The organism is Arcicella aquatica (genome assembly GCF_034928825.1).
GTDB lineage: Bacteria > Bacteroidota > Bacteroidia > Cytophagales > Spirosomataceae > Arcicella > Arcicella aquatica.
In genome coordinates this window covers 52,232-76,533 of record NZ_JAYFUL010000025.1, presented here as the reverse complement: position 1 = coordinate 76,533, position 24,302 = coordinate 52,232, and the positions used below count along the sequence as shown (strand labels likewise).

The window sequence follows — 24,302 nt, the reverse complement described above, 5'->3', positions numbered from 1 at the left end:
TTTTAGCAGAAACAAAATACAGAAAAACCCTGAAAATTGCCAATATTGACACTTTTTCGGGGTTATTTTATTTATAATGTATTGATAATCAAATAATTATATTACTAAAGGGAAGCCAAACCTATCTCAAATCATTCACCTCAACACCTGGAAATTTACTTTTGTCAAAAACAAAGTATTTATCATCTACAGGTACGTTAGGAACAAAATTGTTTACTTTGAATGTCTGGCGTTTACCATTTTTATCGGTAATAGTCCAACTTTTCACAGACTTATCTTTTTTATTCAATTTAATTTTCACTTTCGAAACCTGCGTTCCTTTCTTTTCCGGCGAAAGTTCAATTACTTCATACGACTCTGCTCCTTCTTTCACTTCCTGAATAAACACATAACGATACCCCTTTTTATCAAATGAATAAATTCTTGAAGGGTTTAAATCATTATCCGACGGTTCATAATCAGAAATATTCACTTCATTCGTTTCTTTGATATACGTAGAAACCTCTTTGCCATTGTTATAAATCTCTTGCCCGCCTGTTTTTAAACGATACTTTTGTCCTTTTACCGTAATATTTCCTTGTAAAACCTGACTTGAACCATCCGCACCATACGTAAATGAAGCACTAAATGCTTTCATTGATTTGTACTTTTTCTGCATGGCATCAATAATTACTCCAGCCTTCGAATCTTGAGCTTTTACCCCTACTACAGTAATTATTAGGCAAATGGCAAGTAAAAAAATCTTTTTGTTCATCATTTTGTAATATATTTTAATTTGCTTTCGTTTGGACAAAACAAGTATTGTTTGGTTTAATTAATCGTAATAAAAACACAAAGGTGCTTAAAAAGTTCAAAATTTCAATAAACCATCGCCTCGATTTAACGATTTGCTAACCTTATTTTTTATTAACCCTAATTTAAAGCGGAGTAAGTAGCTTTCATGCAAAATTTCAAATTAGAAACTTTATCTTTGCATACAAGGTAATTTAAGTCCAAATCTTACAAAAAATATGCAGTTTTCATTCAAGAAATTCCTCCCACATTTATACGCAGTCATTGCTTTTGTTGTGCTTGCAGGAATTTATGCCTCTCCGGCCTTACAAGGCAAAAAATTAAAGCAACACGACATCACCATGTCATTGGCTTCTTCACACGAATCTACTGAATTTACCAAAGCAACAGGTATTGTGCCTTGGTGGACAAACTCGATGTTTGGTGGTATGCCTGCTTATATGATTCACGGTGCCTACCCTAATAGCATAGGTTCAACCATTGGTGGGGACGTAATGGGCTTTTTACCATTGCCTATCAACGTTATTTTCTTAGAGATGCTGGGTATGTATATTCTATTAATCGTATTGGGAGCAAATACTTGGCAATCCATCATTGGTGCCATCGGCTATGCTTTCTGTACGCTCAATATGGTTATTCTACCCGCAGGACATACTTCAAAAGCCATTGCCTTGGCTTATGCTCCGATGATAGCAGCAGGGGCAGTATTATGCTTTAGAGGCAAGTATCTATTGGGAGGAGCCTTGACGGCACTCTTTATGAGTTTGGAGATTTATGCCAATCACGTACAGATCACCTATTACTTTGCTTTGTTGCTTTTCGGATACGTTATTGTTGAGATAATCAATCATGTAAAGCAAGGAAAAATCAAATCTCTCGTCTTTGCTTTATTGGCGTTGGGCTTAGGTTCTTTTGTTGGGGTAGCTAACCACACGATGCGCCTTTGGAATAACTATGAATACTCTAAAGAAACCATTCGTGGTAAATCTGAATTAACGAGCAATACAGAGTCAAAAGGTGGTTTAGACCGTGATTATGCTTTTAGCTATAGCTACGGTATTGGTGAAACGGGTACTTTATTGATTCCTAATTTTTATGGTGGAACAATGGGCGGAACCTTGGGCGGTAAAAAATCAGAGACCTTAAAAGCTATGGTTAATGCGGGTATTCCAGAAGAGAACGCTTTGCCATTTACTGAAAGAGGACCAGCCTATTGGGGCGACCAACCAAATGTGGGTGGGCCTGTATATGCAGGAGCAATCATTTGTTTCCTTTTTGCTTTGGGTGCTTTTTTAGTGAGAGGTTCATTAAAATGGTGGTTAGTAGGCACAGCAGTATTTTTCACGATGCTTGCTTGGGGTAAAAACTTCCCTTTATTAAACTACCCAATGTTTGATTACTTCCCAATGTTTAATAAGTTCAGAGCCATTACCATGATTTTATCGCTTACGCAACTAGCGATGGTAATATTGGGCGTACTTGCTTTAAAACAGATTAGTGATAACAAACCAACGTTTGAAACTATTAAAAAACCATTGATTTATGGTTTGGCATTAACCGCTGGATTATGCGTAATTTTTGCGCTTGTACCAAGTTTGTTTTTTAGTTTCAAATCCCTAAGTGACGAAGGAATGCAAATCACAGGTGACAAGGGCGTTGATGCGCAAATACTGAGAGGTATTGTACAAGACCGTGAGTCGTTGATGCGGTCAGATGCTTTCCGTTCGTTAGCCTTTATTCTATTGGCTGCTGGTTTAATCTGGGCATGGGTTTCAGGCAAAATCAAAGAAGGTATTTTTTATCCTGTTTTAATTTTATTAATCGTAGTAGATTTATTCGGAGTTGACAAACGCTATTTTAATAATGACAACTTCGTTTCTAATTCAGAATACGAAGAACTATTTACGCCAACCGCTGCCGACGAGCAAATATTGAAAGATAAAAGCATCTACAGAGTATTTGATGCCGCAGCCGCTGGTGGTTTCAGTAGTGATGCTAAAGCGTCGTACTATCACCAATCTATCGGTGGGTATCATGGGGCTAAATTACGTCGCTATTCAGAAATCATTGAAAACCAGATTGCCAAAAACAATATGCAGGTATTGAATATGCTGAATACGAAGTATTTCATCATGCCAAATCAGCAGACAGGTCAGCCAGTGGCACAGCAAAACCCAGAGGCTTGTGGTAATGCTTGGTTTGTTAATTCATTTAAAATTGTAGCCAATGCCGATGAAGAAATGAAAGCTTTAGATAAGTTTGAGCCTAAAGACATTGCTTTCATCGACAAAAGATTTGCTGACCAAGTGGCTAATTTGAAAATTCAGCCAGACAGTGCTGTCAATAAAATTGTGTTGACGTCGTACAAGCCAAATGCTTTAACTTATCAATCAGATGCTAAAACAGAACAATTGGCGGTTTTCTCTGAAATATTTTACCGTGGCAATATAGACTGGAAAGCCTATATCGACGGACAATATAAGCCACACTTAAGAGCAGATTATATCCTTAGAGCGATGGTAGTACCTGCTGGAAAACACACGATTGAGTTTAAATTCGAACCAGAATCAGTTAAAAAAGGTGGTACTGTAGACCTTATTATGTCAATTGTATTGGTAAGCGTTTTAGGCTTAGCGATATTTTTTGAGGTGAAAAAGAAATAGCTGTCGGGTTTCGGTTATCGGATTTCTTTTTTAAAAATCACCGCAAATCTGCGTATAAAATCTCTGAATATCAGCGGGTAAAATCGAATTTAAAGTTGGGACGAAAGATTGGAAAATAAAGTTAACAAAATAACTCATTGAACTTACAACAACTAACAACAGAAGTAAGCAATTTAACCCGTCAGACGGGGGAATTTGTTAGAAAAGCAGCCTCAGAATTTAGTAAAGACAGTATTGAATACAAAGGGCTGAATGATTTAGTTTCTTATGTTGACAAACAAACAGAAGAGCTTTTAGTAGCTGGGCTTTCTAAAATTGTTCCTGAAGCTGGATTTATTGCAGAAGAAGGCACAGCAGAACAAGCCGAAAATCATGACCTTGCTTGGATTATCGACCCTGTAGATGGCACTACTAATTATATCCACGGCGTGCCTGTCTTTGCTATTTCAATAGCCTTAATCAAAGAAGGCAAGATTGTATTGGGCGTAGTTTACGAAATCAATAGAGACGAATGCTTTAGTGCATGGCTTGGCGGAGGTGCTTATTTGAATGAAAAGCCTATTAAAGTGTCTTCTGCCAAAACATTAGGTGAAAGCTTGATAGCAACAGGTTTTCCTTATTATGATTTTGAATTGATGGAAAACTATATTGGTATCTTGAAAGAATTGATGCAAAAATCACATGGACTTCGTCGTTTTGGGGCTGCCGCAGTAGATTTAGCTTATACTGCTTGCGGACGCTTTGAGGGCTTTTTTGAATACAATCTAAAGCCTTGGGATGTAGCCGCTGGCACTTTGATTGTTCAAGAAGCAGGTGGATTTGTAAAAGATTTTAAAGGTGGCGACGATTTCGTGTTCGGACGTGAACTAATTGCGGGCTGTGGAATGTTTTCTGAATTAGAGGAGGTGATTGTTCGCAATTGGAATATCACAAAGTCTTAACATTAAATAAAGACTATCATGGAAAACGTCATTATTGCTATCATATTTTTAGCTGCTGTAGCATACTTAGGCAATATTGTTATCAAGAATTTCAGCATCAAAAAGAATGCAGGTTGTTCAAAAGGCTGTGGTTCATGTGGAGCAATTGATTTTGATAAAATTGCTGCTGAGATGGAAGCGAAGAGGTAATTGAGTGCTATCTAATATCGTTATCCTAAATTTTTACAATGAAAAAGCGGTCGGAAAATTAATTTCTGACCGCTTTTTCATTGTAATATAATCGAAGATGCATAAATGTCTATAATCGAACGAAATTACATTCTAAGAATGCCTGACGCACTGACGTAGTGTATAACACAACGCCAAGAATGAGTATATCCTTTAAACTTTGGTAAACCAATTAAATAATTAATAAAACATATGTATAAATATCATATTTATTTGGAAGATTATCGGTTGGAGGAATATAATAAATTCTTTAATAAATTATTTCATTATTTTTTTTCAGATGTCACAACTATATTGGTTATTGGTTGGAGGGAGAATGATTTTTTCCTTGAAAAAGAAAGGTTTGAGTTAATTGAAGAGAAATTTTTCAAACTCATTAATCAGAATGAAATAAGTGTGTTTTACAATGATAGAAAACCAGTCTTATATGCTGGTTTAATGGACATACAAGATATGGATATATTAACTCCATGGGAATACTTTGAGACGCTTTCTTTTGTTAGATTAAAGAGGGGTATGAATATAGATGTAGAATTTCTCAGAAAGTTAACAGATGCATATTTTTCTTCTAGTAGAGATAGGTTGCTAAGAGTTATATCAGAAACGATTTTTAGTAAAGGAGATGATGACCAACATATAGTTATCGAATTACAAAAAAAATGGACAATAGAAGAGCAAGAGTTTTTGGGAAGTGATATTTCGAGGATAGAAAGAATTTTTGAATAAATTCGGTTAATGGATATCAGGAAAGGTAGTGAAAATACCGAGTTTTAACATTATTGTCTTTACTAACAACATATAGATTCTTAATCTACACCATATTCTGTGTATCACAGAATATGGTGTAGATATAAATTGTTACAATTACTGTTTTTGTATTTTAATATATTCAAGCTTGTTGTTTTTCTGAATAATCAATACATAGTTTCCTGGTTTAATACCGTTTAAATCTATCTCTGTTTCTTCTTTGGTAATCTCTTTTTCAAACACTACCGTGCCTAACATTGATATAATTTGTAAACCAAATGGTTTTCCGTCTGACCGAAGTTGTAATGTTGTGGCAACGGGATTAGGAAATACTTTTACTGATGCATCTGATGGCTCTTCTAAATTCGCTAGTACCAATTTTACCTCCACAGATTTCTTCAGGGTAGTAGCAGCCTTGTATTTGGCATCACCTGCTTGGCTAAATTCCATTTCTATAACTCCTGCGTTGCCTAATAATACTACTCGTTTTCCTTCTAGTTTGGCAGGGCCACTTACTATTTTTGTACTAACGCCCAAGCCCGAATTTGATGTCGGATTTATATCAAAACCTGTACTGTTCAGATATAAGGAGGTTGGAACAGTACCAGCATCAATGGCTTGATCTAGTTTTTCTATAGTAATGGTAATTATTAGACCCTTTGCCAAATATTTATCTGTTTCTGATTGAGAAATGAATACCCTAACAACTCCAGCTTTTAGTATTTTAACCTTCCCCTGTAACGATACCTCTATGGCATCTCCTTCAACAACACTAAATATTATTTCTCCATCAGATTTTGTAGTAGGAACCAGCGTAAAGTCAGCAGCATCTATTTTCTTAGTAATATCATCCACTGAAAGGTCGGGAGTTAGTTTAGGTGCTGTCGAAACAGTAACCAGTATTGTATAAGAATACGCCTTATAAAGGTCTGTTTCAGGAGCATAAACTTTTAGTTTACTAACGCCTGTTTTAAGTATTTTGACAGTATTCGTTTTAGTATCAAAGCTAATAGCACTTCCTGACTCCAATAGTATGGTAGGTTTATCAGTTGCATTACTTTTGATATTCAATACAAAATCTGAATCAACAGTTGTTTTGTTAATATTCTCAACGCCTGTTACAGTGGGTGTAGTCTTATTGACAGTTACCAGAACCTTTTTAGTAGCGCCATTATATATGCTCGTTGCGGGCGATATTACTTCTATAATCGACTCTCCTCCTTTCAGTACTTCCAAAATACCTCCACTGCTTATTTTTACACTTTCGCCACTAACTAATTTATAGGTTATATTTTTGGCAGACGAGCTATATATTGTTGATAAGTCCAAACCTTTATCAAACGTTGTTGGATTAATACTACTTGGTCCATTAACATAATTAGGTTGTAAGGTATTATCATATTTGAAATTAAGGACAGAAAAGAAATCCATATAAGGCCCTGCTATAATTAGCTGATTATTAAAAGCTCTAATAAACGACCCTGATGGATAATTTACATCAAAATTAGTTTTGTTGATATTTTTCCCTTTACTATTAAATGCTTCGAGTCTTAAAGTATGTGAGGATTCAACAATAGTATGCAAATACCCGTCTGATGTTTCTATAAAATCATTAAAAGAAGAGGCATCAAGATATTGACTTGAGATTAATTTAAAATTTGAATCATATTTTTGAAGTGAGTATGGTCCAGTACTTAATAAACTAAAGGTTCCATCTGGGTTTTTATTCAATACACCTATTGAGGCTGATATTGGTTTAATGTTTTTCTTGATAAGAGTTCCTGCAAATGAATATGAACTAACCGAATATACGGTAGTAGCTAGGATGATTGGATTGTTCAACGAGTCTTTATCTATGATTATTTTATTGATATAATAATCAGCTTTTATTTTGCATAAAGGAGTATCTGGGTTACTTGCAGCATATAATTCATACGTTTTAGTAACCATGTCTAACTCATTCAAAAAATAGGCCTCGCCTTTGCTATCAAATGCAAATAAATTTGGATGTTTTTTAGTTACGATACCCTTATCAAAGTTTTGGGCAGATTTCACTACCTTAAAGTTTTTATCATAGGTAACTACTTTATATTCATCTAAAAAGGTAATATTCTGTGTAATAGGATTAATCTGGGCGTCTAAAATTCTGGTGGGATAGTCTGCATCACTAGCTGTAATAACGATATCGCTTTTAGTGTTTGCATCTACATCATAAAATTCGTAACCTGTAGTTTCAGCATTTTTACAATAGGCAATTATTTTGTTATCACTTTTCTTTACTATGTATTTTGGACTAATATTTTTATTGGTGCTAACAGCCAAGGGAGTTAAAGCTTTGCCTGTTTTATCATAAGGATAAATACTGTTATCCCCAGCTTTTATAATGTAAACATTGTCGTCGTTATCAACACAAAATTCACTTATCTCTTGCTGTAGGGCTATTTTCCTGAGGAATCCACCATCCTTATTAAATATCTGTATTTTATCACTTACATTACCATTACCAGACCTTGCATAGATAGTTCCTGATTTAGAAACAACAATTTTAGTAATCTGTTCACTAAACTCTCCATCTTTATTGCCTGCTTTACCTATTTGTCTTAACCAAATGCCATCTTTACTTAGTACTGTAATAAAGCTACTTCCACCACTAAAATATAGATTATTGTCATTATCAATTTCAATATAATTAACCCGAGCGTAATAGTCAGCATAGGCAGATACATCAAATGTATTAAGTAATGTTCTATTAGCTGAGTATTTTTTGATTGTTTTCCAATCATCGAAATCATAAAAATTATTGTCAGCATCTACTGGAATTTTACCAATAGTGTTTTTATATCCTAAAGATACCTGTTTTACCGCAGGGATTTTGTCCACTAATAATCCATTATTATCGGTAATAGTAATACTATTATCAGCCATAAAATAGAGTTTATCTCCTTTGGCATAAAAGGCCTCTATCGGTTTTAGGATGGGCTTTGTTCCTTTTTTCTGTTCAAACTTTACTTGTTTGTCCAGAATGTACTGGCCGAATAATAGCTTGGGGGCGATAATTAAGCAAACGAACAAAAGGGTTTGGATGTAGTGTTTGGGTAGTAGTAGATACATAATAATAGTTTTATGAGTTGAGCAATTTATATGGTGGAAATTAATAATTTTTCTTCTAGGATAAGTTATCACGAAGTTATATCCTTTTGAAAAAAAAAGCTACCTATGCTCTTTAATCTTTTTATTATGTTTGTATTTTTAGGATTTATTACACCCCGTTAGTCCACTTCTCAGGTACTTGTTGAACTGCCCTAATCATGATTTTACAAACCATTAGTTGGGGTGCGGTTGCAGTCTGATACTACGAATTATTTATCGTTCCAAGTCTGAAAGACATAGAACAGCTGGGGAAACTAACCTAGTAATATCAACAAAAATCACCAACTCTTAAAAAGAATTGGTGAGATAGATTACTACACACCTAAATAGGAATTATATTTCAAATAGTGATAGCACTATCAAAAAACCTATCTAATTTCATACATCAATTTAGCTTTAAAAGATTTTTTTCTTTTAATTTTTCTTTGATAAAAATCATTAATTCTTTTTTGGAACGTCTTTCATTTACTAGCTTTTTGGTCAATAAATTCATCGTACTATTTTGTTTTTTGATATACATATTTAATTCAGAAATCTGATTTTCTGAATGAGTACTATGCGCAGTCAATTCCATTTTCAAATACATCAACTCTTTAATTTTATTATCAGCATCACTCAATAGCTTTTGGCTTATTAAGGAATCTTGTTTATATGCCTTCTGCATTTCTTCAATAGCCTTTAATTCAAATTTCCTTTTTTCATCTTGTTTTAAGTATTCCTCGGTGATAGTAAGGTTTTTAGCTCTTAGCTCACGTACTTCAATTTGAGAACGTTTAAAGTTTTCATAGAACCTTTTTTTTTCTAATATTTGAAAATTGTATTTTTTTGAGCTAACACAAGATTTCATTGTACATGAAATAATTGCTATAATCAATATAGTAGTAAAATTTGCTCTCATAATATAAGATTAATTAAAATAAATTTTTAGGGAGTTTTTCAACTTCTTTTTATCGAAGTCTCGGACTTATTGCTAAGCAATTGGATTAGTTTCATACAGATTTCTATGAGTAGTTCTAAGTTTTTAGGCTTAGAGCTATCTTGTTGTGAAGTGTATTAGTGATTTTAATCAGGATGATGGCTTCTGTATTCAATGATTTATAATCATAATTTTATGACTAGAATGAAATTATTCAAATAAATAAAAATGCTTTTATTATGATTAAAAAAAAAGGCTTAATGCATTAGCTTTAAGCCTTTATATAATCCGCCTAAGTAATTTTTAACTAAACATTCAATGGAATCTTAATAACTACGTCGAATAATTGACCCTCTCCATTTACTTCAAATTCTCCATTAATTGACTCAACCCATTCTTTTACGATATACAAACCCAAACCAGTTCCTTTCATATCTTTAGGATTATGTGCTTGAAAAAATGGTTTTATATCATCTGTCTTAATCGTATATTTTCCAAAGTAGTTATTGCGAATAATTAACACAAACATCTGATTTTCTAACCTATCTTCCGAAAACACTTTACGACTAGGGTCTGCAAAATTCACAGCGTTTTGGAATAGCTCAGTAAACATTATCTTGATTAAATCCTCTTGATAACCGTATAAGTTTGAAACGTGTGATTTAACATTGATGTCTAATACCTTTAATGAGCTTTTGGTAACTTCTCTGATGATTTCATTAAGCAATTCAGGTACATTGAGTTTGCTATTAAATGATTTCAATGTTTTTTCCCAAGGATTGACCATGTTGGATAATTGATTATACCATAATAGCTTTCTAGTGGTTCTCAACATCCTAGCCCCAGAAGCATAAATTCCTTCAAGTAATGGTTCTATGTCTTTATATTGGTTATTTCTAACCATATCTAGTGATATTTCACTTAGATTAAGAATCCCATTGAGTGGCGTAAGATATTCATGATTGGAAACATGATAAAATACATCAATGGCATTCTTTTTAATTTCAATGCCTACAGATTCATTCTTCTGACTACTCATCTCCAAACGCGCACGAATAGTTTCTACCAAGTCGCGGGCATTAAAAGGTTTTGTCAAAAAATCATCTGCCCCTGCATTCATGCCTCTTCTTTTATCCACAAAATCAGCTCTGGCTGTTAGAAAAATAAAGGGCAAACTAACAAACCGAGGATTTGACCTTATCTGTCTCAAAATTTCATATCCATCAATTTCATCCAAGTTAATATCACAAACCACCAAACATGGATTGATATGCTCTATTAGGTCTAACCCTTCCTGTCCTCTATTTGCTACATAACAATTAAACCCATTGATTTCAAGGATTGTCTTGGTATTCTCTGCCAACTGCAACTGGTCTTCTATCAATACTATTTTAGGCATTTGAATACGGTTTGTAATTAAATTCAAGTAAAATACTCGTTCCTTTATTGACTTGAGACCTACAGTTAATTTTTGCTTTGTGAAAATCAACAAAAAATTTGACTACATGCAAGCCCAAACCTGTGCCTTTCACTCCTTCTACATTTGAAGCCCTCGAAAAGGCTTTAAATAAATTTTGCATGTCTTTTTCAGGTATTCCTATACCACCATCTACTACCATTACGCTTACAGCATTATTGCGATAGTTTAGTTGTATAGTAGGTGATGATTTACCTTCTGAATATTTAAAAGCATTACCGATGATATTACTCAAAATATGATTCATCATCATTCTATCAAATGCTACCTGTTGTTTTTTACCTTTCACGATAACCCTCATCTGTCTGCCATCCGCAAATTGAGCATACTTTTCATGAATAATCACCCTCACAAAATTCTCTAAGTCTTGCGGGAAAGGTTTAAAATCAACTTTACCACTTTCTATTTTACTGATTAAAAGAAGTTCCTCCATTAGGTTTTCCATACCTACTACCTCACTCACAATTCTGGTAGTATGAAAATTAATAGCTTCTTTATCAAGGCTATCATTTTCACTCAACATTTCAATAATCTGTGCACTAGATTGAATAACAGAGAGCGGTGTGCGCATTTCATGCGAAACAATATTTACAAAACCTGATTTAAGCTCATTCAGTCTTTTCTCTTTTTCAACAATCTTTTGTAATTCATCGAAAGCCAAATACTGGTCAGTGACATCACTAAAAAAGATAGCATAAAATATTTCATTCGTATCAATAGTAAGAGAAGGAATGCAAGAAACACTTAAATGTTTCTTTGAACCATATTTGTCTTTAAATTGAAACTTTCTTGTATGAATTTGACATTCACCCTTTTTTTGTGATAACAATATTTCATCCCTAATTCCAGTAAAAAAATCTATCTTAATCTCATGAATCTTTTTGCCTATTATTTCACTAGCATTATATCCGAATGTTGTATCAAATGAAGAGTTGGCATAAGTCACATTTAAATTTTTATCGATGACAATTACAGCAATATTTAAAATCTCGGTGATTTGAGCTAAACTTTTCTCTTTACGATTTATTAATTCCTCGGCATTTTTGATAGAAGTAACATCTATCCCATAACCCACAATCAACTCTAATTCATTTTCATCAGTATAAAATGGATGTATTCTTCTTAGATTATACTGAGTTTTTCCTAAAGGAGTGGTGGTTTCTTCTATTATTTCGCTAGATTCTCTATTATTAATTACATGATTGAATAACGCTCTTCTTTTTTGAGCAATACTAATATCTTTTTCTATGAGCTTCACATATTCAAAATCATCTTTTCCTATAATCCATTCTCTGATTTCTTGGTTTTGAATGGCTGTTTTATTGGCATATAAGTACCTATGTTCTTTATCAAAAACAACTATATCGGCAGGGATATTCAAAAGGATGTTCTCATAGAATTTCTTCAATTTATTTTTCCCTATTTCTAAACTATGAGCTTTGGTATAGTCATAATAAATCCAAACTTGCCCTTCAAATAAGTCATTATTGATAATAGGTAGGTAGTCTCTTAGGAAAAACCTACCATCTACTAATTCTAGCAATTCTTGTCGTACTGGCTCTTTCTTTTCAAGAATTTCTGCTATTCTTTCTAAAAAGGCTTGAGCATCTCTAAAGAGGTGTGCGACAGATTCAGCGGCTACAGCACAATCAAAACCTACCATTTGTTCTGGTAGCAGAGGAATACTAAATAGTTTGCAAAAACTAGGATTTACATACTGTAACTTTCGTTGATTATCTTCTATTAAAACTGCATAGGGAACTTCATTCAAGATAAAATGCAGCTCTAAAGCTATGTCTTTTTGTATAAATACCATTGAAATCTAATTTTCTTGTAGCGATTTTTATCGCCACAATAAGCTTTACTTTTTAGCTATATATTAGGGCTATCATCTACCAAAAGGATAAATTAGGCATACATATATCAATACGTTTTTTTAATTAATGAATAATGCCAGCAATTCTCCTTTTGAATTAATTTCTAGTTTTGAATATATTTTCTTGATATGGTCATTCACTGTTGAGTAACTAATAAACAATTTGTCTGCAATTTCTTTATAGCTTTGTCCTTTTAGTAAATAGTCAACAACTTCCAATTCTCTTTTAGTCAGTACGCCTTCAATGATTGTTTCTTTTTCTTTGGTTTTATGTGCAATTCTCGAAAACAACATAGATGCAACCTCAGGCGAAATCAATGCCCCATTATTCTTTATAATATCAATCTGTTTAATAATTTTTTTGAGCGAAAGTGGTTTTAATAAATATCCATTTGCCCCAGCACTTACAGCTTGCCAAACGGTCTCTTCATTACAAGTACCGCTTATCATCACAATATGGGAATTAGGGTAACTTTTACGAATAATTCCGATACCTTCAATACCAGAAATTCCTGGAAGACCTATATCAATAAAAATCAATGATGGTTCTTGGCTTATTGATTTATTTTCACGTAAAAATTTCTCTATACTATTCACAGAAAAAATGATTTTAATTTCTGGGTATAATGAGAAAAATCTTTCAATGTTATCTCTTAAATTATGATCATCTTCAATGATTCCTATCAATAAATCCATCGCTTTCGTTTATAAGTGGTGTGTTTCTTTTTTTTAGCAAGATTAAAAAAAAATGAAACATTATATACATTAAGGCTTTATTAAATAATCAAAATAATTTAAAACCCTAAATGCTTTCAGAATACAACTAAGCTAACAGTAATATCCACCCGACTTCATATCAATTTAGTTTTACTCATAAAAATCAAGTTTTTTATTATTTTAAGCTCTTGGCGGAGAGCTTAAAAACTTGCGATTAGGTATTAGTACTCAAACTTGACATTACAAAGTAAAACTTTTAAATCACCTTTTGCAATCCCTTAAAATAGGGGTTTTTACTCTAAAAAATAAAGTATTGTTAATTTATCAAGATAAGCAAGCATTTTGGTTCAGTAAGGAAAGGAAATATCAAAGACAGTACCATAATTTTCAGTACTTTCAAATGAAATAGTTCCCAAACTTAGTTTTACCATGTTTTGTACGATTGATAGACCTAAACCAGTACCTACAATGTCTTGAGTATTGTTGGCTCTGAAAAAAGAAGAGAATACCTTTTTCTGTTCTATTTTCGGTATGCCAATACCGAAGTCTTGAACGGTTATTTTATACGTTTCATCGTCAAATATTAAGCTTACTTTGGGGTTAGGACGCTCTAGTGAATACTTAAAAGCATTAGAAATTAAATTATCTATGATATGAACAAAATGCTGAGCATCTAATTTAATGGTCCTAGGCTTACCATAAATGGTTAGTTCAACTGTCCTTCCATCTCTTTGCTGTTGATTTTGTCTATCAGCAACAAATTTTACTAGTTTTACTAAATCAACATCTTCTTTTTGGACTGTCAATCTTTCAGTTTCAAATTTGCTCAGTATTAAGGTTTCATTGATTAAATCTGTCAGACGTGTAACTTCTGATTGAATAGCTGCCAAATGATTAGAAATCAAGCGAATTCTCTCATCATTAATTTGTAGCGTATATGCTTCTATAATATCTGTACTAGAACGAATGGTAGATAAGGGCGTTTTGAACTCGTGCGATGCCATAGCCAAAAACCTTGTTTTGATTTCGTTCAACTCTTTTTCTTTCTGCAAGGCTTTCACCATACCTTCTTCAACACGTTTTCTTTCTTGTATTTCCCTTGATGATGTTATCATTCTATTGGCAATATCGTATTCATCAAAAAATGCCCTAGTGTTGGTCTCTAACCAAATATATTCACCATTTTTTTTCAAGAAACGGTAAGTAGCATATAGGTCATTGGTATTGTCATTCAAGGTTTTATGATGATTTCGCTGAATAATATTGAGGTCATCAGGATGAAAAAAATCGTAAGGACTTCTGCCAATTAATTCTGTTGGTTCATATCCTGCAAGCTCTTTGATAGAGGGCGACACATAAAGATATGTACCATCTAAGCTATGAATACACACTAAGTCTTTGATATTATTAGATAGCAATTCATAAATATGAGCATTGCTTTTTTCGTTGGTAATATCCTTTAAAGTACCCGATGTACCCAGTATCTGGTCTTGCTCATTGATGATTAATGTAGCAAAAACTTCCATCCATCTTACACTTCCTGCTTTTGTTAAATAGCGGATGATGTGTTTACAATAGCTTTTTTGACGATTAATAAGGGGTTCAAAGAGAAGTTCGTTTTTTTCAACGTCTTCTGGATGAAGAAACTGATAAAATGGCTTATTGATAGATTCTTCAATAGTGTATTGAAAAATATTAGTCCAAGATTTGTTTAAGAAAATCCAGTTGCCAACTGAGTCGGTTTGAAAAATTACGTCGTTTATATTATCTATTAGGTATTGATATTTGGATTGATACTGTGAAACCATCTCCTCTAGTTTTACAGTTTCGGTAAATTCCTTGATCAATACAATAATATATTTCACTTTGTTTGCTTCAAAAACTGGTTGAATTTTAAAGGTTAAATATTGATTATATACAAATTCAGTTATTTCTAAATGCTCTCCTTGAAATGCTCGTTCATAAGTATTCTGAATTATTTTGCCAAAGATAATATGATTAACGCCCAAACCTCTTTCATTTAATTTTGGATATTCACCAAAGAATAATTTGTATTGTTCGGAAAATGTTTGGTTGAAAGCGAGAAATTCATAGTTCGCATTCATCGCAAAAACACTATCATCTAAAAATTCTAATATACTATAATCAAGGTTTAATAATGGGCTATTATTCAAAAAAGACATTTATATGCTTGTGTTAAAGTGATGAGTAAATTTAATATATTAAAAGTCTAATCAAGAAATAGCCCCCTAAATTTCACTAGTTTTAGGGGTGATGTTAGTCGTTTCTATGTCACAGAGCCTACAAAAAGTTTGCCAAACTTTTTAATAAATTAAGTTAATAGTTTATAGTACAAACTTCGCCAGTTAGTCCGCATCTTAAATGCTGACTCGGTTTTAGGTTGTCAAAGACTGCGGTTTATTTATCCTTCCAAGTTTAAAACATAGAACACACGAGAGAGTTTTCTTCACGAAAGTATTTTAGCCTACTTATTATCATGAAAACTGTTAACAATGGTGTTTTTTTTGCTAAATTCAAGCTTAAATATGACAAATTAAAGTTCCTCATCATCACTTAGCAATGAAAAAACAACCTTACCTACTAAGCATCAAAAACCCGTGTGAGCAAGATTGGTCTTTAATGACACAAAATGATATTGGGAAATATTGCTCGCAGTGCTCAAAAACTGTCATTGACTTTACCGCTTTATCCGATAAAGAGATATTTGAAATAATGAACCAAGCTTCTGGTAAAGTATGCGGTCGTTTGACAAAACAACAACTCAATAGACCTATTGCCTATAAACAGCAAACAAACTTTGCAAGATATTATAATATACTAGCAGGCATTATTTTGTTGGGTACTACAGGCAATTCTTTTGCGAATAAAAGCAATACTCCGTCTAAAGAAATTATCGAAAATAATCAATTAACTTTATTTTCAAAAAACGCTAATGTTGGGTTATCTACCGACAGTTTGAAAAATATTGTGCGAGGAAAGGTTGTTGATAAGGATACCAAAATACCAATACCGGGTGCTATCATTGGGATTAAAGGAAGTAATAAGGGTATAAATACTGATGGCGAAGGACAATTTAAACTACTTATACCAGATGCTGTATTAGCAGATAATATCACATTAATTACTATGGCTATTGGTTATAAAGGAACTGAAACTACAGTTAACATGAGGGATTTAAGCATCTCTCAAGACCTTGTAGTAATTCCTATTGAAACAGATTTATTGGGCGAAGTTGTTGTTGTCGGTAGTATTGTTGCTAAGCAGAAAAAATGGTGGCAATTCTGGAAAAAATGAAAATAAATGACTATCATTCAAATAGTTAACGTTTGTTGCGCTGGTTAGTCCGCATCTAAGATGCTGGACTCCCATACCCGTGGTTTTACAAACCACCAGTTGGTCGATGCTTGCAGTCAGAGAATGCTGATTATTTATCGTTACATATCTAAAGAGGTGGAACAATGGGGATATTGTAAAGATTATTCCAAAAAATAACTTATAAAGAAACATTTTTTGAAAAGTGTACGTTAATAACACAATTCACAATTCTTTCGAGGATGTTATGAATTGTGTTCAATAGAAAAAGGCAGGGAACGCAACTCCCTGCCTTTACTATTTACTCAATTTTTTTCTTTTTGTAATTAACTATGCAAGTTTTGCTTGCTCTGCTGCAGTAGCATTTTTAGCAATAGAATAAACTACTAAACCAAAACCGATCTTGTTTATAGCATCAGCAATATTATACGCCAAATCTACAGGTGAATTTTTGGTAAAATCAGCCCCTTCAACTAATCCATGAAGAATATTACCTGGTAACATACAGTATCCAATTGGATAAATTGCCCACCCTACCAAGGTAAACCATCTCATTACTTTATAGCCTTCAATTACAGCAGTGTTCCCTGAATTAGCAGCTAACTTAGAAGCTTCTCCTAAATAAATTTCATAAATGATTACTGCCCAGCCGATGGTTGAGATAATTCCCCACATTACATTATTTTCTGGAGTGATTGCCTCGCCGATGTAACCAGCAACTAACATTAAAATTGAACCCGCTAATAAACGAACCAACATTCCACCTTTTGCACCTGCCGGCTTCAAGATTAAGAAGTATTCAATACACATCAATGGAACGGTTAAAGTCCAATCGATATAACGAAATTGAGTTGGTGAAGTACCTGTTTCCAACCATACGCCTCTCATATAAAAATAATGAACAGAGGCAATAAAGGTAATCAATGCAGAAATCAGCAATGACGTTTTCCATTTGTCGGTTACTGTACCTCTTTCAACGATGAAAAAGATGGAGGCGGCTAACATAGACATATAGCCTGTAAAAAAAGTGAATCCGATATAATCTCCAGCTTGGAGATTACCATTCAAGAGGATGTTGAATGTGTTCATAATAAAAAAAGTTTATGTTATAATGGATTTTTTAAACATGAAATTATACTATTTCAATTCAACAACATAGTGTTCGCAATTATGTTTAATAAATTCAAAAAAAAGATAAACAAATTTTATTCTGTGTCATTTTTCATTTGATGAGTAACAATTAAATGGGGTAGTGTGATGAGAGAAATGAATATAAATAGTATAGGAAAGGGGTCGAAGGATGCAAAATAGGCGTTGCAATACCAAAGAAAAGCACACAAAGAGGCAATTGCAAGCAATGTAAAAGGCAGGGTTTTTAAATAAATCAACTTAAACGAAAGGGTGGGATAATCTTTCTGTAGGTATTCAAGAATATTATCAAAAGCACACAAAGCGTGCCATCCCCCAAAATAAAGCGCAAAGGCAGGAAATAGCGGTAACCATGCTGATAAAAAAAGAATCAGGCAAAGACGTACAATCCTTAATTTATCAAAACTAATTAGATATTTTGATTGGGCGATAATAAAAATTGTTGTAAATGACAAACCCAGCAAATAAAGTATCTGCCTGACATTCAACACAATAAAATTCCAGCATATCATAAAATAGCTTTGATTCCCAACCATTTTTATAATAATTGGTTCTACTTCATTTACGTTTGTCAATAGAATAAATGATAGGATGTAGAATCCATAAATTAACCTAGTAAATGACCAAATCAAAACATTCTTGGGAGCTTTTTCCAAATCTGTTTCCCCAAAATGCCATGCTGAAATAATTAAGAAAATCAATAAACTTAATCCAGAAAACCAATACCAGACTACTCCATAAACTAGCATTATTAGTATATACTTTAAAAGAAACCTTTTGAAATTATACTTTTTATTCAGTTTTTTATATGTAGCTTCTTGAATTAAATGGTCTAAAGCTCCGTGTGGAATACCCGTTAACAGTATCAACGATACAAAGAAAATTATCTGAACATTTTGGGGTAAAGTAACCACAAAAAACTGCCAAATCAGTAAAATGAAGCCTAGCAAAATCGTTAGCCAAGTTGGATTCTTCTGAAGTCTATTAAATAATTGCACCTTTTTTCTTTTTTAGTTTGGTAATATTTAAACTATGATTTAATAGGTTTGTTTTATTTTTTTTAACTCAGCAAAAAATCACCACTTTAAGTAGTAATATTCCACCATCCAAAGCGAGAGAGACAACTGAATTTTTAAAATCAAAAAAACGGCCAGAAACTAATTTTCTGACCGCTTTTTTGTTTGTGAATAATAAAAACCTCAGATATTAGATATGAAAGATAAATTATGAGATAAAATTTACTTATGGCATTACTTGGAGTCATGTAATGAGTATTACACTGTACTAACACTAAAGAAGCGTAAAGGCGGGTGGAAATGGCAAGGATAAAGACAGAATAAGTCAATAAAAAAGTCTTTAGGAAAATTCCTAAAGACTTTTTTATTGACTTGGCTCACAGCCTACAGCTTAATGCTTACAGCTAATTACCTATTTCTTCTTCTCTACATTACTAAGCTTTATCTGAGGCGACGTTGGATTCACCAAAATTAAATCTGTGATGATTCTTTCGCTTTCTTTCAGATAAGTATCTTTACTTCTTCTGTCTTTCAGAATTTTCAATTTTGCTTGAGCAATACCAGTTGAATCAGTCGGAGCCTTTTCAGGTTCTTTTTCAGTAGCCCCTGTCAATTCTTCACCTAACTCAGCTAAATTTTTCTTCTTTTGCTCATCTATTTCTTTACGACGTTTGTCTTCTTGTAATGAAATAGTTTTCTTTTCCTTCGCTTTTTTAATATAGTTAATATCAGCTACTAATTTTTTCAAATCAGCATCCGTTTTTAATCTATCTTGATATAAAGCTCTCAATTTTACCACAGTTTGGTCTGTAATATCAGTCGTAGGCGAATATTTAGTTGAAGCAATCATATCCCAAGGCAAAGCACTAGGCTGAGAACTCTCTCCAAATTCAGATGCACTGAAAGAAGAAGGCAACTCGATATCAGGTGTTACTCCTTTGTGTTGAGTACTGCTACCTGTTACACGATAAAACTTCTCCATCGTTATTTTCAACTGCCCTACTCCTTCTGGCTCGCCTTTCAAGAAACGGTCTAAATCTACTAAACTTTGTACTGTTCCTTTTCCATAAGTTTGCTCGCCAATTACCAAACCACGTTTGTAATCTTGAATAGCACCTGCAAAGATTTCAGAAGCTGAAGCAGAGAAACGGTTAACTAATACCGTTAATGGTCCATCATAAGTAATAGATGGATCTCTGTCGTTTTCTACATTGATTTCTCCATCCGACTGACGGCGTTGTACCACTGGTCCTTGTGAAATAAACAAACCAGTTAAACTTACAGCCTCGTTCAAGAAACCTCCACCGTTATTTCTAAGGTCAACAATTACACCATCAACTTTATCACCTTTGAGTTCATTTAAGAATCTTTTTACATCGGCTGTTGTGCTCTTATAACCTTGTTCGCCATTTCTAGCACCTTCTGCATCACGATAGAAAAGCGGTATAGTAATTAAACCTATTTTAAACTCTCTGCCATCACGTTTGAAGTTTAATACTTCTTTCTTAGCAGTTCCGTCTTCCAATTTAATTTTCTCACGTACCAAACGTACTTCTTTAGGTACCGAACCTATCGGAGCATCACCTGGTAAAATCTTTAAACGTACTACCGTGTTTTTAGGGCCTTTAATAAGCTTAACGGCATCATCAGTAAACCAACCTACAATATCTTGATAAGGCTTATCATCTCCCTGAGCCACTGCCACTATTCTATCTTTCGGGTTAAGTAATTTACTTCTGAAAGCTGGCCCTCCTACGATACAATCAACAATCATTACATAATCGCCTTCGTTTCTTAGGGTTGCTCCGATTCCTTCAAACGACTGAGCCATTTCTTGGTTGAAAGTAGAAGCCGTTTTAGGAATAAAATAAGTAGTGTGTGGGTCTACACTTTCGGTAAACGAATTCATAAACTGTTGAAATACATCCTCACTCTTCGTCTTATCAAAGTATTTCTCCGTACGCTTATAACGTTCTCTTAAATCTTTAATGGCCGAAGTATCTGCCTTACCGCTAATTTTCCAGTCTAGCAAAGTACTCTTAACCGCTTTTCTCCAGATATTATCTAATTCTTCTTTAGACTTTGCCCATGTAGCTTTCTCACGGTCAGGAGTGTAAGTTTCGTCAGCCTTAAAATCCACAGGTTTTGATAACATAGATGCCACAAACGTAAAACGTTCTTTTGCTCTGTTTCTAAACACATTATAGATTTGATAAGCAGCGGTCAACTCACCATTTTTCAATTGGTCATCTAGCTGATAGCGGAATTTCTCAAAACCATCAATATCACTCGCCGTGAAATTCATTTTATTGAAATCCAACTCTTTGATATAATTATCGAAGATTTTAGAAGAAAGCGAGTCATTCAAAGGCACACGACGATAATGATAATTACTCAGGATTTCAGTCACTAAGTTTTCGACTTTCTTTTGAGTAGCAGTCGGTTGTAAATCATCAGCCGCAAATTTATAATCAGCCCCCGAAAGGCTACCATTATTGTGCGAGAAGGACTGTAGTCCAAAAAACGCTAAGAGCGAAATTGGCACAAGAGCAAGAAAGTATTTCATCATCTTATTTTTCATTAGTCTATTTTTCAATACCCAACAATTCTACTTCAAAAACTAAAGCAGAATATGGTTTAATTGTTGGGCCACTTCCACGCGTGCCATACGCTAATTCATAAGGTACAAACAATTTCCATTTAGATCCCACTGGCATTAATTGAAGGGCTTCTACCCATCCTTGAATTACGCCAGTCACTGGAAACGAAATTGGTTCACCCCTGTCTACTGAACTATCAAACACCGTTCCATCAATCAATGTTCCATGATAATGCGTTTTTACTTTATCACTCGCTATTGGAATTGGGCCATCCCCTTTTTTCAAAATCTGATACTGTAAACCACTCGCTAACGTAACGATTCCGTCTTTCTTTTTGTTGTCAGCCAAAAACTTTTCACCTGCCAGTCTGTTTGGTTCAAATTGTTTCGACTGCTCTTTTTGCATATATTTTTGAAGCAACTGATTCGCCTGCATATCCGTAATTGGCGTAGGTGCTCCTTTCATTACTTCATTAAAGCCTTTTTGTAAAAGCTCTGCATTAATTTCTATGTTTTGCATCTTAAAATTTTGTGCCACCAAAATTCCTAGTCCATAACTAGCCGAGTCTTTTAATGAAGCCAAAGAAACTGAGTGCGCCGTGGTATGAGCTGGTATAACTGAAGTTGTTTTAGGTTTTACAGCCACTTTTTTAGTAGCTGGTTTAGTTTGTGCATTTACAAAAAATGGAGTCAAAACTACGCTTGAGCAAAGTAAGATATTCTTTAATTTCATCTGTTATTGTAGGAACGAATCAATCTTAAAATTATAAAATACCCCTGAACGATTCGCCCATGATTCAAGAGATATTTTGTTTGAATGAGAAATAATATAAATAAACTTATTTTTATAATTCTTAAAGTTAATAACGAAAACTGATGCAACAAAATTATTTCGACATGGCTAAATAGAATTCAAATAAAAGCATCTAATCTGCCGATGTGTGCTGGTTTAAAGCCTTTTTCAGTCATTTTTATGCTAGCACAGTCATACATTGGGTCATGATCAAAAAATAATATCCAATTATTTTCTACTGCTTTATTTAATAACGTACTTTTTTCTTCCATCGTTTGCAGCGGTCTAACGTCGTAACCCATCACATAAGGCACTGGTATATGTGATGATGAGGGAATGGTATCGGCTATAAACAATATCTTTTTATCCTGATAAGTTACTAAAGGCATCAACATCTTCTCGGTGTGTCCGTCGGCGGTTAATATGGCTATATTATCAAAAGGTTTTTCTATGGCTTTATCTGTAAAAAACAGTTGCCCAGCTTGCTGAATAGGCAAAATATTTTCTTTAAAAAAAGTAGCTTTCTCTCTAGGATTAGGATCCATAGCCTCCTCAAAATGCTCTGAGTGTGTCCAATAGCGAGCGTTCTTGAAAGTCATCTCAAAATGAGTCCTATCAGCATTCCATTTTACTGCCCCTCCGCAATGGTCAAAATGCAGGTGGCTCAGAATCACGTCTGTTACATCATTTTCAGTATAACCTTTTGCTCTAATAGACTTCACCAAATCGCCCTCGCCATGACGGTAATAATAACCCTGCCATTTAGCATCCTGCTTTTCGCCCATACCCGTATCAATCAAAATAAGCTTCTTGCCATCTTCTATCAACAAGCACCTCATTGCCCATGAACAAAGATTATTTTCATCGGCAGGATTTGTTTTTTGCCAAAAAGATTTCGGCACCACACCAAACATGGCTCCGCCATCTAGCTTAAAAAATCCTGCATCTATGGTATGTAATTTCATTCTAAATATGATTTTGTTTCAAATAAGCTTTGCAATTTATAAGAAGTTGCTTACTTTGAGTAGTATTTTACACGAACGGATTACAATCAGTATTACTGAGAAAAAACAATCTAACACTATGAAAATCGGTCTAGTCCTTTCCGGTGGTGGCGCCAGAGGTATTGCTCATCTGGGCGTACTAAAAGCCCTACAGGAAAAAAATATTGAAATTTCGGGTATCTCTGGCTGTAGTGCAGGTGCTATTGCAGGGGCAATGTTTTGTGCGGGGTATTCGCCCGATAAGATTTATGAAATAGTAGTTTCAACCAATACATTGCGTGCATTACGCCCTGCTTGGAGCCGAGTAGGCTTATTAAACATGAAACGTGCTGAAGAAGCTTATCTAAAATATATTCCCCATAATTCATTTGAACACCTCAAAATTCCGCTTACCATCAATGCTACTAATTTGTATGCTGGCGAAACTATTTATTTTTCTTCGGGCGAATTACTCAAACCCGTCATGGCCTCGTGCTGTATTCCAGGGCTTTTCGAACCCATCGTGATGAATAATCAAACATTGTTAGATGGTGGCATTTTAAACAATATGCCCATAGAACCATTGGTTGGCAAATACGATTTTATTATTGGTAGTCATTGCAATCCTTATGGTATGAACCAAATACCAAAATCAATGGCATCAATGGTTCAAAAGTCACTTTTCTTAGCCATCAACAACAACTCTAAAAGTCGGTTAGGATTATGCAATTTTCTAATAGAACCTCCTCTTCTCAAGAACTTTGACCCACAGGATATTCGTAAAGCTAGCAATATCTTCAAAGTAGGTTATGAATTTGCAAAATCACTATCGCTCCCTGAAAATATATTATAAGATAAATTAATATAAAAAAAGTACAAGTTTTATTTTTTTATTAACTTTTATATTGATATTTTACGAAAG

18 protein-coding genes are annotated in these 24,302 nt (G+C 33.8%); 6 read left to right on the top strand and 12 right to left on the bottom strand.

What is annotated here, in order from left to right:
- Positions 1-121 precede the first annotated feature (121 nt).
- Complete coding sequence (locus VB264_RS15210; RefSeq protein ID WP_323250652.1) at positions 122-757, bottom strand: LolA family protein; 636 nt, start codon at positions 755-757, stop codon at positions 122-124.
- Between the two features lie 253 nt (positions 758-1,010).
- Here VB264_RS15210 and VB264_RS15205 point away from each other — a divergent pair, with 253 nt between their 5' ends.
- From VB264_RS15205 to VB264_RS15190, 4 genes are all read left to right on the top strand, one after another.
- Complete coding sequence (locus VB264_RS15205; protein ID WP_323250651.1) at positions 1,011-3,455, top strand: hypothetical protein; 2,445 nt, start codon at positions 1,011-1,013, stop codon at positions 3,453-3,455.
- Between the two features lie 137 nt (positions 3,456-3,592).
- Positions 3,593-4,396, top strand: coding sequence for an inositol monophosphatase family protein (locus VB264_RS15200; RefSeq protein ID WP_323250650.1), 804 nt, complete (start codon positions 3,593-3,595; stop codon positions 4,394-4,396).
- Positions 4,397-4,414: 18 nt separating this feature from the next.
- The gene (locus VB264_RS15195; RefSeq protein ID WP_323250649.1) at positions 4,415-4,585 is read left to right on the top strand and encodes a FeoB-associated Cys-rich membrane protein; all 171 of its coding nucleotides are present in this window, start codon (positions 4,415-4,417) and stop codon (positions 4,583-4,585) included.
- A 231-nt stretch (positions 4,586-4,816) separates the two neighbouring features.
- Positions 4,817-5,350 (top strand): hypothetical protein, encoded by a 534-nt coding sequence (locus VB264_RS15190; RefSeq protein WP_323250648.1) that lies wholly within the window; start codon positions 4,817-4,819, stop codon positions 5,348-5,350.
- Between the two features lie 138 nt (positions 5,351-5,488).
- Here the strand turns inward: VB264_RS15190 and VB264_RS15185 are convergent, their stop codons facing one another.
- From VB264_RS15185 to VB264_RS15160, 6 genes are all read right to left on the bottom strand, one after another.
- A complete protein-coding gene (locus VB264_RS15185) occupies positions 5,489-8,482 on the bottom strand; it encodes a T9SS type A sorting domain-containing protein (RefSeq protein WP_323250647.1) in 2,994 nt (997 codons plus the stop codon).
- Between the two features lie 424 nt (positions 8,483-8,906).
- A complete protein-coding gene (locus VB264_RS15180; RefSeq protein WP_323250646.1) occupies positions 8,907-9,419 on the bottom strand; it encodes a hypothetical protein in 513 nt (170 codons plus the stop codon).
- A gap of 325 nt (positions 9,420-9,744) precedes the next feature.
- Complete coding sequence (locus tag VB264_RS15175; protein WP_323250645.1) at positions 9,745-10,836, bottom strand: ATP-binding response regulator; 1,092 nt, start codon at positions 10,834-10,836, stop codon at positions 9,745-9,747.
- Positions 10,829-12,730 carry a sensor histidine kinase gene (locus VB264_RS15170; RefSeq protein WP_323250644.1) on the bottom strand — a complete coding sequence of 634 codons (1,902 nt, stop codon included), beginning with the start codon at positions 12,728-12,730 and terminating at the stop codon, positions 10,829-10,831. Before VB264_RS15170 ends, VB264_RS15175 begins: the two co-directional genes overlap by 8 nt.
- 120 nt (positions 12,731-12,850) lie before the next feature.
- Positions 12,851-13,486 (bottom strand): transcriptional regulator, encoded by a 636-nt coding sequence (locus VB264_RS15165; protein ID WP_323250643.1) that lies wholly within the window; start codon positions 13,484-13,486, stop codon positions 12,851-12,853.
- Positions 13,487-13,854: 368 nt separating this feature from the next.
- Positions 13,855-15,690: a sensor histidine kinase gene (locus VB264_RS15160; RefSeq protein ID WP_323250642.1), complete on the bottom strand. Its 1,836-nt coding sequence runs from the start codon at positions 15,688-15,690 to the stop codon at positions 13,855-13,857.
- Positions 15,691-16,087: 397 nt separating this feature from the next.
- Here VB264_RS15160 and VB264_RS15155 point away from each other — a divergent pair, with 397 nt between their 5' ends.
- Positions 16,088-16,822, top strand: a complete 735-nt coding sequence (locus tag VB264_RS15155; protein ID WP_323250641.1) for a carboxypeptidase-like regulatory domain-containing protein — start codon at positions 16,088-16,090, stop codon at positions 16,820-16,822.
- A gap of 348 nt (positions 16,823-17,170) precedes the next feature.
- On the opposite strand, the gene VB264_RS15150 is transcribed toward VB264_RS15155, so the two are convergent.
- The 5 genes from VB264_RS15150 to VB264_RS15130 all read right to left on the bottom strand — a co-directional run bounded on the left by VB264_RS15150 (position 17,171) and on the right by VB264_RS15130 (position 23,362).
- Positions 17,171-17,929 (bottom strand): bacteriorhodopsin-like, encoded by a 759-nt coding sequence (locus VB264_RS15150; protein WP_323250640.1) that lies wholly within the window; start codon positions 17,927-17,929, stop codon positions 17,171-17,173.
- Between the two features lie 116 nt (positions 17,930-18,045).
- Positions 18,046-18,987: a Brp/Blh family beta-carotene 15,15'-dioxygenase gene (locus tag VB264_RS15145; protein ID WP_323250639.1), complete on the bottom strand. Its 942-nt coding sequence runs from the start codon at positions 18,985-18,987 to the stop codon at positions 18,046-18,048.
- Positions 18,988-19,417: 430 nt separating this feature from the next.
- Entirely contained in the window at positions 19,418-21,571 is a 2,154-nt protein-coding gene (locus tag VB264_RS15140; RefSeq protein WP_323250638.1) for a carboxy terminal-processing peptidase, read from the bottom strand.
- 19 nt (positions 21,572-21,590) lie between these two features.
- Entirely contained in the window at positions 21,591-22,337 is a 747-nt protein-coding gene (locus VB264_RS15135) for an FKBP-type peptidyl-prolyl cis-trans isomerase (RefSeq protein WP_323250637.1), read from the bottom strand.
- Between the two features lie 179 nt (positions 22,338-22,516).
- On the bottom strand, positions 22,517-23,362 hold the full coding sequence (locus VB264_RS15130) for an MBL fold metallo-hydrolase (RefSeq protein ID WP_323250636.1): 846 nt from the start codon (positions 23,360-23,362) through the stop codon (positions 22,517-22,519).
- Positions 23,363-23,480: 118 nt separating this feature from the next.
- Between VB264_RS15130 and VB264_RS15125 the strand changes: the two genes are divergently transcribed.
- The gene (locus tag VB264_RS15125; RefSeq protein WP_323250635.1) at positions 23,481-24,233 is read left to right on the top strand and encodes a patatin-like phospholipase family protein; all 753 of its coding nucleotides are present in this window, start codon (positions 23,481-23,483) and stop codon (positions 24,231-24,233) included.
- Positions 24,234-24,302: the final 69 nt, after the last annotated feature.

Coding starts and splice junctions, on each gene's coding strand:
- VB264_RS15210 (WP_323250652.1), bottom strand. CDS start 757: ATGATGAACAAAAAGATTTTTTTACTTGCCATTTGCCTAATAATTACT.
- VB264_RS15205 (WP_323250651.1), top strand. CDS start 1,011: ATGCAGTTTTCATTCAAGAAATTCCTCCCACATTTATACGCAGTCATT.
- VB264_RS15195 (WP_323250649.1), top strand. CDS start 4,415: ATGGAAAACGTCATTATTGCTATCATATTTTTAGCTGCTGTAGCATAC.
- VB264_RS15190 (WP_323250648.1), top strand. CDS start 4,817: ATGTATAAATATCATATTTATTTGGAAGATTATCGGTTGGAGGAATAT.
- VB264_RS15185 (WP_323250647.1), bottom strand. CDS start 8,482: ATGTATCTACTACTACCCAAACACTACATCCAAACCCTTTTGTTCGTT.
- VB264_RS15180 (WP_323250646.1), bottom strand. CDS start 9,419: ATGAGAGCAAATTTTACTACTATATTGATTATAGCAATTATTTCATGT.
- VB264_RS15175 (WP_323250645.1), bottom strand. CDS start 10,836: ATGCCTAAAATAGTATTGATAGAAGACCAGTTGCAGTTGGCAGAGAAT.
- VB264_RS15170 (WP_323250644.1), bottom strand. CDS start 12,730: ATGGTATTTATACAAAAAGACATAGCTTTAGAGCTGCATTTTATCTTG.
- VB264_RS15165 (WP_323250643.1), bottom strand. CDS start 13,486: ATGGATTTATTGATAGGAATCATTGAAGATGATCATAATTTAAGAGAT.
- VB264_RS15160 (WP_323250642.1), bottom strand. CDS start 15,690: ATGTCTTTTTTGAATAATAGCCCATTATTAAACCTTGATTATAGTATA.
- VB264_RS15155 (WP_323250641.1), top strand. CDS start 16,088: ATGAAAAAACAACCTTACCTACTAAGCATCAAAAACCCGTGTGAGCAA.
- VB264_RS15150 (WP_323250640.1), bottom strand. CDS start 17,929: ATGAACACATTCAACATCCTCTTGAATGGTAATCTCCAAGCTGGAGAT.
- VB264_RS15140 (WP_323250638.1), bottom strand. CDS start 21,571: ATGAAATACTTTCTTGCTCTTGTGCCAATTTCGCTCTTAGCGTTTTTT.
- VB264_RS15135 (WP_323250637.1), bottom strand. CDS start 22,337: ATGAAATTAAAGAATATCTTACTTTGCTCAAGCGTAGTTTTGACTCCA.
- VB264_RS15130 (WP_323250636.1), bottom strand. CDS start 23,362: ATGAAATTACATACCATAGATGCAGGATTTTTTAAGCTAGATGGCGGA.
- VB264_RS15125 (WP_323250635.1), top strand. CDS start 23,481: ATGAAAATCGGTCTAGTCCTTTCCGGTGGTGGCGCCAGAGGTATTGCT.